Consider the following 2001-nt stretch of genomic DNA (forward strand, 5'->3'; position numbering starts at 1 on the left):
GTTATTATCTGCTGCGCTATTAGCACAAACCAATCAACCAATAAAACTTCATCCGCAAAACCCACACTACTTTTTATATAAGGGTAAGCCTACTTTGCTGGTAGGTTCGGGTGAGCATTATGGAGCGGTGCTCAATTTGGGGTTTAATTATAAAACCTATCTGCAAACTATGGCCAAAGATGGCTTGAACACCACCCGCTTATTCACCGGTGCTTATATAGAAAAGCCGGGCGATTTTGGCATTAAAAACAATACCCTTGCACCATCTGAGCAAAATTTACTATTGCCCTGGAAACGTAGTGATCAAAACGGATTTGAACTTGGCGGCAATAAATTCGACCTTGATAAATGGGACGAAAATTTTTTCATCCGCTTAAAACAGTTTATGACCGAGGCCAACCATAATGGGGTAATTGTGGAAGTGAACCTGTTTTCGTCATACTACCAGCACGGTTGGGAATATAGTCCGCTCAACACTAAAAACAACATCAATAAAACCGATGATATCAGTGCGGCTTTGGCCAATACTTTATTAAACGGCAATATTTTAGCTTATCAGGAAAAGTATGTGCGCAAAATTGTAAAGGAGCTTAATGGCTTTGACAATATTTATTTTGAGGTACAGAATGAGCCCTATGCCATTCAGAAGGATACGGTGATTTTACGCAACGAATATGGCGATATAAAGGATTTCAGGAATTTCCTGGAGATCGTATCGCAACGTTCAAACGACTGGCAGCGTAAGGTAGCGGGATGGATCAAAGACGAAGAAAGTAAATTACCGAAGCAGCACCTTATTTCACAAAACATATCCAATTTTCAATATCCAATTACCAATCCCGATCCTGATATTTCCATTTTTAATTTTCACTATGCGCTGCCAAAGGCTGTCGACGAAAATTATTACCTGAATAAGGTGATAGGCTTTAATGAAACCGGTTTCGCGGGAAATTTGAACACGACATACCGGAGGCAGGCCTGGCGATTTTTAATGGCAGGTGGGGCTTTATTTAATATGTTGGATTATTCCTTTTCGGCTGGTATGGAAACCRGGCAGGACACTTCCTATAAAGCACCTGGTGGCGGTAGTCCGGAGTTACGGAAGCAATTTGGTGTACTGAAGCGTTATTTTGACGCGCTGGACCTTGTAAAGCTACATCCCGATCAACATATAGTGAAAGCCTCGCCTGGCGCGACTACAGAGGCGCTTAGTGATGATGGTAAGCAATGGGTTATCTACATGGAGCATATTGCTATGAAACCATATACATTATTGCTTAATTTGCCAAAAGGAAAATTTAAAGTCACGTGGACGGATGTTGTTACAGGCAAAGTGATACAAACCTTAATGGTTACAAGCAATGAGATAGCCGTACCTGCAGGATTGGATGATAAGGTGTTACTGGTAAAGGCGGTGAAGTAGAAAGAGGGGGTTGTCATGCTGAGCCAGTCGAAGCATGGTGGGCGGGCCTCTGCGCGCGATCCTTCGACAAGCTCAGGATGACAGGCCATTTACAATATTTAGATATTTTATGAATAAAAAATTACTTATCATATTATTACTATTAGTAACCGCACTTTACACCCATGCTCAAAACAAGATCGTGGTTTTTCAATCAGATTTTGGATTAAAAGATGGCGCTGTTTCGGCTATAAAGGGTGTGGCCATGGGTGTTTCGCCTGATTTGAAATTGTTCGACCTGACCCATGAAATACCGGCCTATAATATATGGGAAGCTTCCTATCGTTTATACCAAACCGTTGCTTATTGGCCCGCAGGCACAGTGTTTGTTTCGGTTGTTGACCCCGGAGTAGGCACTGCACGAAAATCGGTAGTGTTGAAAACCAATACCGGGCAATTTATTGTAACGCCCGACAATGGCACATTAACTTTGGTAGCCGAAGCTTTAGGGATAGCGGAGATAAGAGAAATTGATGAAGCTGTTAACCGAAGGCAAGGCTCTGAGGGATCATATACTTTTCATGGCCGCGATGTATATT

At 42.2% G+C, this 2001-nt stretch carries 2 protein-coding genes; both read left to right on the forward strand.

Going from position 1 to position 2001, the window contains the following annotated elements:
• A partial coding sequence (locus AC1DRQ_RS31110) for a cellulase family glycosylhydrolase (RefSeq protein WP_477429941.1) occupies window positions 1-1423 on the forward strand: 1423 nt, incomplete at its 5' end.
• A gap of 109 nt (window positions 1424-1532) precedes the next feature.
• Window positions 1533-2001: SAM hydrolase/SAM-dependent halogenase family protein (locus tag AC1DRQ_RS31115; RefSeq protein WP_477429943.1), on the forward strand; the 469-nt coding region annotated here is incomplete at its 3' end.

It is taken from the genome of Mucilaginibacter sp. P4_E8 (genome assembly GCF_056401495.1).